This is a genomic window from Anaerolineae bacterium, from assembly GCA_016931895.1.
Lineage (GTDB): Bacteria > Chloroflexota > Anaerolineae > 4572-78 > J111 > JAFGNV01.
The window spans coordinates 1-11593 of sequence record JAFGDY010000069.1 but is presented as its reverse complement, the minus strand read 5'-3'; the positions used below and the strand labels follow the sequence as shown (position 1 = coordinate 11593).

Below are 11593 nucleotides of genomic sequence, written 5' to 3'. Positions count from 1 at the left end.
TGCCGATGACCGCTCTCTGTCAGGGCCTCAGCCTTGACTGGCCGGTGCAATTGGTTCAGGAGGTTGTCCCATAGTCTTTACGCTTACAAAAATAAACTTGCCCTTCCTTAACATTTTGTGTTATACTGGTTTAGGGTATCCCCCAATATACAACAATTAACTTAAAAGGGTTCTAAAGGCCTGGCGAACGCGGGCCAAGTTCTCGACTGGAATCATCTTATCACCATACACTCAATGCGCCGCCTGACCAAGGGCGGCGTTTATTTTTATTACGCAAATCTGGAGGGACCAGAATTGAACATAATCGCTGTAAAAAAATTGGGGGTCACTTTGGGACTGGCCGGGGCAATGCTTTTATTGGCGTTTGGGAGCATGACGCCTTATTTACCTGTTACCAGGGACAATTCTGTGATACCCCCAAAGCAAGGCCCAGGTAACAATATAGTCTCTCAACAAATAGTATCGCCGGTCAGGATATTAGTAGACGATTTTGTTCCACTACCGTATCAGGGTGATGTTATATATTACTATAACCGGCTTGGCGGGACCCGGGGGGCACTCAGTAGTGATTTGACATGGGGACAGGGCCGGGTGACCGCCACCACTACTTCCACTAATCCAGGCGGGATGTGGCTGAGTCTCAACCATCCTGAGCATGAAAAACTTGCCATAAATTTTTCGGCAATTTTACCCTCTCAAATTTTGCCCCAACACCAGAGCAAAATTACAGGGTTGACTATTCGTGTGGCCGGCGCTACCCCCGCCAGAACTTTCAAAGTGGAACTCAAAGATGATACTATCATTCGTTGGAGTCAATCGGTTTTGTTGTCTGGGGGAACGCAGACGTTGAGTTTTGACCTGCCCCACACCTTAACAGACGTAACAACGTTAGTGTGGCTTATTGAGCCAATCACAAGCGGAGAGTATGCGGTGGTTGAGCATGTGGCTTTCACGGCTACAACTTCAATGACCGATGCAGCACGGGCCGGTTTTGGCTGGAGTTATGGAATGTTGTTGCGTAACTTAAATCCAGATACCGGCCTGGTGCGTGACGCGGCTAAATATGCCAGCGGCGAGTTTGATGCTATTCAGTCAACCGGAAGCCTGGCCGCCGCAACGGTTGTGGCTGAACAGTCGGGGGTCATTAATTACAGCGATGCTATGCAAATCGTCAACCAAATTAGTCATACGCTCCTGATCAGTGTGCCTCGTTATCACGGTTTGTGGCCGCACTGGGTAGAGCAAATTTCAGGTACCAATGAAATAACCATAGCCCAAAATACAGAATGGTCTTCGGTGGATACCGTTATTGCCGCACTGGCCTTACTGGATGCCCAAAATGCTCTGGGCTTGGACACTTCAGGCACTGAACAATTGCTGCAAGGGATTGACTGGGATGATTTGCTCACATCCAACGGTATTTCGCATGGATATACTTACACCGGCGCAAAAAGCGTATATGTTTGGGATACATTTGGCGGAGAAAGCTGGCTGGTAGATTTGGCTTATGCGGCGGCTACGCAAAAAATCGCGCCGCTTAAATATCCCGCTCCCCCCACTGCCAATGGCTCCGGTTTTATTGACGAGTTGGCCTGGTTGTTTGTGCCCCCGCCTCAGACAACGGATTATTGGGGTGTGGATTGGGCTTTATATCGCCGGCAAGCCAGCTATACCCAGACTTTATACTACCCCAGTTATTATCCGGCATCTTGTTTAGACCAGCTTGGGTTATTTGGCCTCTCCGCCGCCGAAGTGCCTGTGCCTTCGGCGGTCATTACACCGGAAATTTATCAGGCTTTTGGGGTTGGAGGCCGGTCTGACGGCCCTCACGACGGTTCGTCGTTATTGACGGCTCCGGTTGCGGTACCTCATTATGCGGCTATGATGGCTTCACCCCGTCCCACCGAAGCCATCAGTATGTGGACGTGGCTCATCAACGCGGGGCCGTTTTCTCCGCTGAATAATGTGGAGAGTTTGCTGTTTTCCGCCGGCGCAAGCTGTGATGCTGCGGAAATGAAGTGGAATCATCTTAAGGGGTCGTGGAATCTGGCCCTGCAAACCCTGGGTTGGGGCCGTTACCTGATTCAGCGGCAAGGCCAGGATTTTGGGTTGTGGCAAGCGGCCAGGGAAAACAAATTTTTGCGCGAGGGCTATGCGCTTTTGGTGCCAAATAGATTGTATTTACCGGTTGTTTTGAAAAATTGATAACCTTAAACTAAGGCAAGGAAGAGAGCAATGAATAACAATAATAATCGCGGAAAGGCCATCATTGAAATAGTCAAAGCCATTGGAGCGGTCTTAGGTGTCCCACTCGCGCTGTTTGCGGTCATTACCAATTTTGTTGATAAGCCAATTACTGCCTTAATCGTGGCCATCGGTTTGGCAGTGCTGATGTCTATTTGGGTAGTGTACTCTGGTTGGACCAGCACTATGGGAATGGCTTTTGCCTGGCTAGGTCTTATTGTTATTGTGCTGGCTGGCTTTGTACTCTGGCCTAAAACTATAATGGTTGAAGGCATCATCCGCAATACGTCTGGTAATCCTGTCAGTAATGTAAAGGTTGTATTTTTTGACCGTAGTGGTAAAAGATACGAAACTTCAACTGATGTTGAAGGACATTATGAATTTACTGATGTCCCCAACGGCAGGTATCAAGTTGAAGTGAACAGTATGAAGGTGGAAGGAGGGACAGAGGGCATCTTGGTACGTAGAGTTCAGCAGAATATAACTATAAATTTGTCCACAGCTTCCCCAGTGCCAACCGACACTCTAACACCAATCCCGCCACCCCATACCCCTATCCCTCTCACCGATACCCCTGTTCCACCTACTTATACCCCTATTCCTAAATTGACTGACACCCCAACTCCAAAATCACCAACTGATACCCCGGTTCCTCAACCAACTGTTATCGCCGAAACAGTAACGAATACCCCAATTCCACCTGCTGACACCCCTCTCCCAACCCCAACTCTACCTCCAATGCCTCCCTTGGTAGTAGCCGATTTCGACAGTTGCGCGGGAGTCAGTAACCTACAAGGACTGATGGGCGCAGCCTATAATAAAGAAGCCGGTGACTTTCTACTGGAAAGTTATACCCCAGAGCAAGGGGCGGGGTGTGTAGTTAGATTAGAATATCAAATTAAAAATTGGAGCGGGTTCTGGCTGAAGCTGGAGGAAATTGATCTCACCCTGTATCGTTATCTCACCTTTAACATCCGCGCCGATGGCCCCCATATTCCGGGGGAAATGAAGATTGAACTGAAACGCGCCTGTACCCAAACCCATGATCAAACCACCTGCGCCGAAACCGCTAAATATTTTGCGAACAGTATTACAGATAGTTGGCAACCCATACCTATAAATTTATCAGAGTTTACTCCACCCCTCTCTTCTTTTACCGAAATGGGAGAATTAGTCTTTGTTTTTGATGCTAATCTTTCTGGGACCGAAGGCGTCGTCTATCTGGATAACATTGTTTTTAGCCAGTAGTTTGGCCAAGACAAGGAAAAAAACAATGAAAGCGATAAAGTTTTTCTCGTTTATACTCACAATTAGCCTGTTGGCTTTTTTCACATGGACCTTCATTACTCAGCAAGTAGATGTAAAAAATACACCTCAAATATCATCAAACCTGTCATCGGCCGCCCCTGACCCTAACTTTAACCGGTCACATCCCTGGTCGATAAAGTTGGATTATACAGCTCAGATGACGTCTACTCCGGCTTACACCCTTCACCTGCCCCTGGTGATGAAAAATTGGCCCTGGCTGTATGAAACAGAATGTGAGACCTCGGCTGCTTACACGGTGGGTCAAAGGCTTTCTCGTGCCAATGCTTGCCAAACAATGGTGCATGGCCAATTTGGCGCCACCCCCGGCTGGACTAAACAGCCAGGATATGTAAGATATGATAATATTAGCTCCTTTGAATTTGACCACTTATATTTACAAGTAAGATTTTCCAAAAACACCGCAGCCAATGTTCCCATTGACGTGTACATAGATAACGAGGTAATCCCCAGGGCTTCTTTTTATCCTAAAAATCAATACAGTTGGAACCGGTTTGACTGCGAAATAAATGTAGTCGGTTCAACTTCAGGATGGGTATATTCTGTTGACCTGGGTCATATCAGTAGCGGTGCGCACTTTATCAAATTTTATACTGCCGGACAGGATTACGCTGTAGCCGATTTAGACAAATTCATTCTCTCAAATCTTCCCTTGACCGAGGCGGATTGCCACCGATGTCCCTTCATCGCTCCAACGGAGCAAAAATAAAATTTGTGCTACTTCCCTATCTTTGACAAAGCCTTCTCTCAAATCTATCATTCCCCTCAAGGTGAATCTGCACGCCCAATAGGAATCCTAATGCCTGCCTTAACCATCGCTGAATTCTCTATAGCCAAACCCTGGCAATCGGATCGCCGTAGCCCGGCGCGGTGGATTTTTTCTCACGTGTGGCGGCATAAAATTTTTATCCTGGGCGTGTTTGTGGGCGCGCTGGGCAATGCCGTGGGCGCGGGGCTGGTGCCGGTGCTCATTGGCCAGGGATTTGACATTATTGTGGCTTCGGGCGACATCCAGGCTTTGGGCTGGGTTGGCCTGACCCTCATCGCCTCTCAATTTGTCCGCGGGGGGTTAATGCTCATGCGTAACTTTTGCAGCGAGGTCATCGGCCAGCGGGTCGAGCGAGACACCCGCGACGAACTCTACCTGAGCCTCATCGGCAAAAGTATGTCGTTTCACGACCAGCAGGCTACCGGCGACCTGATGGCCCGCGCCACCAACGACGTGCGGGAAGTTAATCTGCTGTTTAACCCTGGCATGAATCTGGTTATTGGCTCTTTGAATTTTATGATCGCTCCTTTCATCCTGGTTCCCTCTATTCAGCCCCAACTGCTGCTGACGCCCTCTATCTATCTGCTGGTGTATGTCTTTTTACTGCGGGATTACCTGCTGAATTTACGCCCCGCCACCGAAGCCGTGCGCCACGAGTTTGGTCAACTCAACGCCACCCTGGCCGAAGCCATTGACGGCGTTGAAACCGTTAAAGGAGCGGCCCAGGAAACCAGGGAGATTGACCGTTTTGAGCAGGCCCTGGGTAAATGGCGCAAGGCCTTTGTGTGGCAGGGAGATGTTGAGGCTAAATTTTTCCCGTTATTACTGTTAGGTTTATTGCACGCCGCCGGCTTGTTGCACAGCCTCCTGCTGTTCCAACGGGGACTGATTGGCATTGGCGATGTAGTGGCTTTTAACGGAATGCTGCTGCTCTTCCAATTTCCCACTTTTGCCGCCCAGTTTGCCTATTCCCACGTTTCCACGGGCCTATCCAGCGCCCGCCGCATTTTGGAAATTATCAACGTCCAAACCGAGCTTGACCAAAATGTGGCCGGTTATGACCGGGACATGGACGGCAGCATTGAGTTTGACCGGGTCACCTCAACTTATAACGGCACCAGCCCGGCCCTGGTAGAAGTCAGCTTTAAGATTAAACCCGGCCAAACCGTGGCCCTTGTGGGGCAGACCGGCTCGGGCAAAAGCACCATCGCCAAACTGATCAACCGCACTTACGACGCCACCAACGGCTATATTAAGATTGGCGGCATTGACGTGCGCCGCTGGAACCTGGAAGCGCTGCGGCGGCAAATTTCCGTCATCGAGCAGGACGTCTACCTTTTTTCGCGCACTATTGCCGAAAACATTGCCTTTGGCTGCCCCCAGGCGACCCAGGCTGAAATTGTGGCCGCGGCCAAAGCCGCCCAGGCCCACGATTTTATTACCTCGTTCAGAGACGGTTACGATACCATGGTCGGCGGGCGAGGCGTCACCCTCTCCGGCGGCCAGCGCCAGCGCTTGGCCCTGGCCCGCGCTTTTTTGACCGACCCCCGCATTCTGATTTTAGACGACTCCACCAGCGCCATTGATAGCGCCACCGAAGACCACATCCAACAGGCCATTGAGCGGGCGGCCCAAAACCGCACCACCCTGCTCATTACCCATCGTCTCTCCCAAATTCGCTGGGCCGATTTGATCATTGTCTTGCGCAAAGGCCGGGTGGCCATGGTTGGCAACCACGACACCCTGATGCGAGCATCCGAAGCCTACCGGAATATCTTTGCCCGTTATGATGATTAATGGAGGAAAAAATGAACAACCATAAAATTTGGCTAACCGTTCTGTTGGTCACTCTTTTTATCTTGACCTTTATGGCCGGTTTGTTGCCGGCTGGGCAAGGGGCTATGGCTGCGCCGGCGTTTCAAGTTATGGTTACGCCAACGCCGCCGGTGGTCGCCCACCCGGCGACCCATCTCAGCGTTTCGGCCATGGCCTTTATGCCGGTCAATCCAGATACGCTTTACCAAAAAGACGCGCAGCGGCAAATTCTCACCATCAGCCGGCAGCCGGTGGGCATTGCCATTGGCAGCAATCTATTTGTGGCGCCGCTGGTTTTGCCTGAACCAAGCACTTTAACCGGGCTGACGGTTTTTGGCGAAGATTTTGACAACCAGGGGGCGGTGCAGGTGCGCCTTAAACGCTGCGACCACAGCCAGGCGCGCTGCTTGAGCCTGGCCGAAACTTCCAGCACCAATACCTATGCCGCCGGTCAATTTGAAACCCTTAAGGCCGCTATTCCCAATGAGGTGGTCAACAACTATTTTTATAGCTATTTTCTAGAGCTTGAATTGACCGCCGGGTCCGGCAGCGGACTCCGGGCCGTCAGGTTAGAAGTAGTAGGCCGGTCAACAGAAGATACAGGCGAAAATGTGGAAAAGTGGGCTTTAACCGGAGACGTTACCCATTTTTTGATCCCCAACCAGGCTCTGACCCAGGTTCGGGTCTGCACCGATGATTTGAGTCATCTGGATAACTCCACCCATTATCCCAAATTGGTGGTTGACGGGCAGACCATCCCGCTTTCGTCTAACGCTTGCGTAACCGTTTTGGGCTACAACATGCAAATCCGGCGCGAATTAAATGCCGGCCCGTCGTCGGGGACGTATCAAATTTTGGGGCGATGAGTTTTTTGCGGCAAATCAAATCCAATTTAGAAGGATGGGCGGAACGTGGGCCAGTTGAAACAGAAACATAGACTCTTTTTTTTGCTGGGTGCCATCTTTCTGTTAGGGCTTTGCCTGGCGGTCATAGTGACGTTTGGGTCTGGTTTAACCCTGTGGCTGGGGCTGGCCCAGACTGCCCCGTCATCCCCCACCCCGCGCCCAACGCGCCGCTCCCTGGCGCTGACGACGGCCACGCCCGCGGTCATCCCTTTCCCCACTGCCAGCGCTACCGCCACCTTAGCCCCCTCGCCGACAGCCACGTCCACGCCGCTTCCGCCTGATACGGCTACCCCCACGCCCCTACCTTCTTCCCCCACCCCTTTGCCGCCTACCGCCACGCCCTCGCCATCCCCGCTTCCTCCGACGGCCATATCTGTCCCTACGACTACGCCTGTCCCCAGTTTTGCTTTTACCATCTCAGAAGTCGAAAAGTTCCCCACCGGCCAGTTAAATTTTGATGTCTACATTGCCGTTACCGACGCCAACAATCAGCCCTTGAGCGGCTACCGCGTGTTGGGCGCTCACAGCGGCGGCATGCAGCTTGAAAGCGCGGCCAGCGCCGGGGCCTGGACGGAAAATAGCGGGGCCATGCACTACAAAGCCGGCAATATTAAATATCAGGCCCTCAACTCGTCGGGCGGCGCGTGGACGCTGCAATTGCTCAATGAGGCCGGCCAACCCGCCGCACCGCCGCTGGAACTTTCTTTTGACTCTGCAGCCCCAAGCTGGTATTTTGTTCTATACCGGCAGGTTGAATAAGCCGTTTTGCAAATACATAGCCCACTAAGAGCCTGTCTGAAAAGCCCGACATAGTTTCTATGTCATTTCGAGCGTAGCGAGAAATCCTACGGCGTAATGTTTTCGAGCGAGATTTCGGGGATTTCTCGGCCTATGGCCTCGAAATGACATGCTTGTCAGACGGCTTCTAAAAGTTTTTGGACAGGCTATCAGGATTAAAAAAACACGTTGAGTTAAGGTAAAAGGTATCTATCATGAAATTTCACTTCCTGAGACTTCATCTCCCTTTATTGTTCATCCTGATCGTGGTCTCGCTGGCGGCTTGCCAGTCGAGCCTCCCCACCGCCACCCCCAGTAGCGATCTCTCCACCCTGGCCAATCCGGCCACACCCACTCAACCCCCGGCGGCAACAAATACGCCTACCGTTAGCCCTACTTCCCCATCTCCTTCCACAGCTTCCCCCTCTCCCGAACCGGCCTCCCCCTCTCCCGAATCCCACTTCTTTGATGAAACAAATTGGGATGACCGTGAAATCTTTTGCCGGGGTTTGATTAGCACGGAACAGGAAGCGCTTGGCCGTTTGCCCGGGGCCAGCGTGTACCATCTGGACTTGCAACTGACTGATGATTTGCTGCACCTGGCCGGTCAAGAGAAAGTTTGGTACACCAATCAAGAAGACGAGCCGCTCAAACAGGTTTATTTCCGCTTGTTTCCAAATGCAATGGGGGGGCAGACAAACATATCGGCCGTAAAGGTAGATGGTCAGGCCGTTGAATTCATTGCTGAATTTGCGGATACCGCCCTGCAAGTGCCGCTGCCAGGGGCTTTACTCCCTGGCGAACACGTAACTATCCAACTGGACTTTGGGGTGGAAGTGACCCAGGAGCTGGCCGGCAACTACGGCCTGTTTGGTTATTCCGAGGGGGTCCTGGTGCTGGATGAGTTTTATCCAACCATTCCGGTTTACGATGACGAAGGCTGGAACGTGGCCCTCCCCTCGCCAAATGCGGACTTGTCTTACAACGACGCCAGTTTTTACCTGGTCCGGGTGACTGCTCCGGCCAACTTAACCCTTGTGGCGGCAGGCATCGAAATTGAACGGGAGCAAACGGGGGATCAACAAATTCTTACCTTTGCCGCCGGCCCGGCCCGTGATTTTTATCTGGCCGCCAGCCGCAACTACACCGTTATCAGCAAAACCGTGGGCGAAACCACCGTCAATAGTTATGCCTTCCCCCAACAAACCGGCCAGTCCGAACTGGCCCTGGCCGTAGCCGCAGATTCCTTGCGTACTTTTAACCGGCGCTTCGGCCCCTACCCCTACACCGAATTTGATGTAGTCAGCACTCCGCTGCAAGCCCTGGGCATCGAATACCCCGGCCTGGTAGGCATCTCCCTGGCGCTTTATGACCCCAACGCAGAAATTGGGGGATTACCGGCCTCCATTCTTTTGGAAAGCACCATAGCGCACGAAGTCGCCCACCAGTGGTTTTATAACGCCGTGGGGAATGACCAGGTTGACGAACCCTGGCTGGATGAAGCCCTGGCCCAATACGCCACCTGGCTTTATTACCTTGACGTGTACGATAAACCTACTGCCCAGGGCTACCTTGATTCTTGGGAGAGTCGTTGGGAGCGAGTGGGCCGGGCCGACATTCCCATCGGCTTGCCCGCAGGCGATTACGACGGCAAAGAATACGGGGCCATTGTTTATGGCCGCGGGCCGCTTTTTATTACCGCCCTGGCCGAAGAAATGGGGCAAGCGTCTTTTGATGCGTTTTTGCGAGATTACTACCAAACGCATCAGTGGGGCATTGCCACCGGCGATACCTTTAAACAACTGGCCGAACAATATTGCCGGTGTGATTTAACTAACTTGTTTGAAACGTGGGTTTATGAAAAGTGAGGCTTTGCCGCCAGACAACTTTGGCCCGTTTTTAGATCGTCCTCAACAGAGTGTAGGAACAAGTTGAAATTGTTACCTTCTTGAATAATCACAGCGGGGCCAGAATATCGTCTTCCTCAAATGTCTCGCTTTTGCGCCTGGCCTTCATTTCTTCAAAAACAATGGCCGCCACCTGCCCTAAAACCAAAAGCAGCACCACATCGGCCTGATTGAACTGGCCGTCATCACGCTTGTTGAGCAACTGCACCACCCCCAACAGCCTGCCCAGGCGCATCATTGGCGCCGACACAATTGATTTGGTAAAAAAACCAAATTCCTTATCAACAATTTGCGAAAAACGAGGGTCCTGGCGAGGCTCGTTCACAATAATGGGCCGGCGGTTACGCACCACCCAACCGGCAATGCCGGCGTCGCTCTTTATCCGGTAGTCGGGCAACTGCTGGCCCAACTCGCCGTGCACCAGCGCAAAAACCAATTCGTCTGAGCCTTCATCCATGCGGGAGATAGAGCCATCCTTAGCGCCCACCACACTCATTACTTTATACAAGAGTTGATTCAGTTCATAAAGTAAATTCTCTGCGGAGGCTATTTCCTGGCCGGCCCAGTAAAGCTCTTGCACGGTATCCAGGTAACGATGCAAAACTTGGTTTTCCTGCTCCAGAGCATGGTATGCTTCTTTTAACTGAACCACTTCTTGTTGCAATTGGGTAGCTACGCTCATTGTGCTGTCTCCTGCTATGTTTTGATGACCCCTACCTATCACTGATCAGGAAACCTGACCCCATATCAGTATAGCAGAAAGTAGACAATTTGAACAGCTAACTTGGCGTAGTTCATTTCAGTTTGGAGGCAGATTTTCGTTGCCCGCTGAATGCGCCAGGCTTTGGCTTTTTTAGCCCGAAGGTTTAGCGCCGGGCGTGCTTCCCAAAATACCTCGCAGCTTCTCCAATGACAAATTGCCGCCGCTCATCACCAAAACAACTTTTTTACCGGCCAACCTGCCCTTAAGGTGCAAGGCTGCCGCCAGGGGGATAGCGCCCGCGCCTTCGGCCAGGTTGTGGGTGTGTTCCAGCAAAAGCACCACGGCCGCCTTGATATCCTCGTCGTCAACCAAAACAAAATCATCCAGATACCGGCGCATAATGCGCTGCGTATTTTCAAAAGGCACGCGCGTGGCCACCCCCTCGGCAAAGGTCTTCATTTCGGCGGTGGTCAACTTGCCGGTTTGCCAGCTCAACTGCATGGCCGGGGCCTGGGCCGATTGCGCGGCAATCACTTCTATTTTGGGATTGATGGTTTTGGCCACAATGCTCACCCCACAAACGCCGCTGCCCGCGCCAACCGGCACAATGATGGCATCAACATCCGGCAGGTCTTCCATAATTTCCAGGGCGTAGGTGCCAACGCCACAAATCAGCGGCTCTTCGGCCGGCCCCACAAAACGGCCGTGTTGGGCTTCGGCTTCAGCCATAATCCACTCGCGGGCGGTATCAAAATCGGGGCCGTGAAAAATAACTTCGGCCCCCAACCCGCGCATGGCGGCTACCTTGCCGGGATTGGCCCCTTCAGGGACGGCAATAGTGGCTTTAAGACCGTACGCGCGGGCGGCAAAAGCAATACTTTGGCCGTGATTGCCGGTTGAGGCGGTAAACAGACCGGCTTGACCTTCTTCCGCGTTCAAATTGGCCGCCAGGTTTAAAGCCCCCCGCACCTTAAAAACTCCAATCGGTTGGTGGTTCTCGTGTTTAACCCAAACGCCGGCCTCTACCAATTTGCTCAAGCCGGGGTAGGGGTGCAGCGGGGTTGGTTTTAAATAGCGATACACATTCGGTCGAGCGGCGATAACATCTTGCAGGGTGGGGATGGTTTCGTTTGTCATTTTATTCCTC

Annotated in this window: 9 protein-coding genes; 7 read left to right on the top strand and 2 right to left on the bottom strand. The window is 52.1% G+C overall.

All coding sequences use genetic code 11. The features are described from left to right. Nucleotides 1–591: 591 nt before the first annotated feature. From JW953_05545 to JW953_05515, 7 genes are all read left to right on the top strand, one after another. The gene (locus JW953_05545; protein ID MBN1992147.1) at nucleotides 592–2205 is read left to right on the top strand and encodes a hypothetical protein; all 1614 of its coding nucleotides are present in this window, start codon (nucleotides 592–594) and stop codon (nucleotides 2203–2205) included. Between the two features lie 30 nt (nucleotides 2206–2235). After that, nucleotides 2236–3492, top strand: a complete 1257-nt coding sequence (locus JW953_05540; GenBank protein ID MBN1992146.1) for a carboxypeptidase regulatory-like domain-containing protein — start codon at nucleotides 2236–2238, stop codon at nucleotides 3490–3492. 217 nt (nucleotides 3493–3709) lie between these two features. Next, complete coding sequence (locus JW953_05535; protein MBN1992145.1) at nucleotides 3710–4279, top strand: hypothetical protein; 570 nt, start codon at nucleotides 3710–3712, stop codon at nucleotides 4277–4279. 90 nt (nucleotides 4280–4369) lie between these two features. Then, on the top strand, nucleotides 4370–6136 hold the full coding sequence (locus tag JW953_05530) for an ABC transporter ATP-binding protein (GenBank protein ID MBN1992144.1): 1767 nt from the start codon (nucleotides 4370–4372) through the stop codon (nucleotides 6134–6136). 11 nt (nucleotides 6137–6147) lie between these two features. Continuing rightward, on the top strand, nucleotides 6148–7020 hold the full coding sequence (locus JW953_05525; GenBank protein MBN1992143.1) for a hypothetical protein: 873 nt from the start codon (nucleotides 6148–6150) through the stop codon (nucleotides 7018–7020). 126 nt (nucleotides 7021–7146) lie between these two features. Further along, nucleotides 7147–7818 carry a hypothetical protein gene (locus JW953_05520; GenBank protein MBN1992142.1) on the top strand — a complete coding sequence of 224 codons (672 nt, stop codon included), beginning with the start codon at nucleotides 7147–7149 and terminating at the stop codon, nucleotides 7816–7818. A gap of 233 nt (nucleotides 7819–8051) precedes the next feature. Next, a complete protein-coding gene (locus JW953_05515) occupies nucleotides 8052–9704 on the top strand; it encodes a M1 family metallopeptidase (protein MBN1992141.1) in 1653 nt (550 codons plus the stop codon). An 88-nt stretch (nucleotides 9705–9792) separates the two neighbouring features. Here the strand turns inward: JW953_05515 and JW953_05510 are convergent, their stop codons facing one another. Beyond that, a complete protein-coding gene (locus JW953_05510) occupies nucleotides 9793–10425 on the bottom strand; it encodes a GAF domain-containing protein (GenBank protein MBN1992140.1) in 633 nt (210 codons plus the stop codon). Between the two features lie 171 nt (nucleotides 10426–10596). Next, entirely contained in the window at nucleotides 10597–11583 is a 987-nt protein-coding gene (locus JW953_05505) for a threonine/serine dehydratase (GenBank protein MBN1992139.1), read from the bottom strand. Nucleotides 11584–11593: the final 10 nt, after the last annotated feature.

Bases quoted from the DNA above. Each gene is read 5' to 3' on its own strand.
- JW953_05540 (MBN1992146.1), top strand. From the start codon at position 2,236: ATGAATAACAATAATAATCGCGGAAAGGCCATCATTGAAATAGTCAAA.
- JW953_05535 (MBN1992145.1), top strand. From the start codon at position 3,710: ATGACGTCTACTCCGGCTTACACCCTTCACCTGCCCCTGGTGATGAAA.
- JW953_05530 (MBN1992144.1), top strand. From the start codon at position 4,370: ATGCCTGCCTTAACCATCGCTGAATTCTCTATAGCCAAACCCTGGCAA.
- JW953_05525 (MBN1992143.1), top strand. From the start codon at position 6,148: ATGAACAACCATAAAATTTGGCTAACCGTTCTGTTGGTCACTCTTTTT.
- JW953_05515 (MBN1992141.1), top strand. From the start codon at position 8,052: ATGAAATTTCACTTCCTGAGACTTCATCTCCCTTTATTGTTCATCCTG.
- JW953_05510 (MBN1992140.1), bottom strand. From the start codon at position 10,425: ATGAGCGTAGCTACCCAATTGCAACAAGAAGTGGTTCAGTTAAAAGAA.
- JW953_05505 (MBN1992139.1), bottom strand. From the start codon at position 11,583: ATGACAAACGAAACCATCCCCACCCTGCAAGATGTTATCGCCGCTCGA.